2 protein-coding genes are annotated in these 1,072 nt (G+C 60.6%); both read right to left on the minus strand.

The window, feature by feature from the left end:
• A partial coding sequence (locus JQ558_RS36930) for a hypothetical protein (protein WP_212296730.1) occupies nt 1–245 on the minus strand: 245 nt, incomplete at its 3' end.
• 306 nt (nt 246–551) lie between these two features.
• Nucleotides 552–1,072, minus strand: a 521-nt coding sequence (locus JQ558_RS36935; RefSeq protein ID WP_212296731.1) for a sigma-70 family RNA polymerase sigma factor, incomplete at its 5' end; no start/stop codon positions are given.

The following is a 1,072-nucleotide window of genomic DNA, read 5'->3' on the forward strand; positions in this document are numbered from 1 at the left end:
GCGTCGCCGGCATTCCACTCCAACCAAGGCATCGAATCCAGATACGGTATCGGCGGCAGCGCGATTTGCTCGAAGGCGTTGCCGGACGTCGGCGTGTTGCGCGGGCTATCCAGCCCCCAGGCCGCCAGCGACGGCAGGGTCAAGGCTATGGCGGTCGAAGCCGTGAGAATCCCCCGGACCAGACGCCGTCCGAGAGCATTCTGTTTCTCCGCACGAGCGGAGACCAGGGATTGATCAGTGATCATCTCATCCTCCTATCGTTCGAAAACTGATCCAGGCGATCGTTGCATAGCTCATGGCGAACATGAACCAATTAAGCGCCGTCGCACCACACACGCGATCGTGCAATGGACGGAAATGCATGAGTTTCCTCCTTTGCGGTTCAACGATGTCATAAGGCCGGGGGGCCACGACGGCCCCCAGGCGAAAACCCACCTAGGCGCGGCAAAAACCGGGTTCAAGAGGGGTGACTAAAATTTTTTATTGCTTGCCCGCAGGGACCTTGTGGCAGCCTTGGGCAGTTTTCGAGGGGCGCGCAGCCGAGTTCTGGTTCACTTCGCGGCCAACGGCAGTCGCGCCTTCACGCCAGCCTTTAGCTTTTGCAACGCACGCATTTCGATCTGCCTCGCGCGTTCGCGCGACACGCCGTATTTGGCCGCAAGAGCTTCCAGCGTCCCCGGTTCATCCGCAAGGTGCCGGGCCTGAACGATTTCGCGTTCGCGTGCGTTTAGACTTTCCAGCGCACCGCTGAGCGCCGCACGACGTTTGTCGTATTCCTCGCGTTCGGCACTCGCCATCTCCGGGTCGGAGGACGGGTCGACCAGCCAATCCTGCCATTCGCTGGCCTCACGGCTATCGTTGACCGGGGCATTCAGGGAAACGTCACCTCGAAGGCGCCGGTCCATATCGATGACATCCCGTTGCTCCACGCCCAGGCGGGTAGCGATGAGTTGAGCGTGCTCCGGGCGCAAGTCACCATCTTCGAGTGCGGAGATCTCCGCCTTGGTTCGGCGAAGCTTGAAGAACAGTTTCTTCTGAGCCGTACCGGTCCCCATCTTCACAAGCGACCAGG

The organism is Bradyrhizobium sp. AUGA SZCCT0160 (assembly GCF_018130105.1).
In the GTDB taxonomy this organism is placed as follows: domain Bacteria; phylum Pseudomonadota; class Alphaproteobacteria; order Rhizobiales; family Xanthobacteraceae; genus Bradyrhizobium.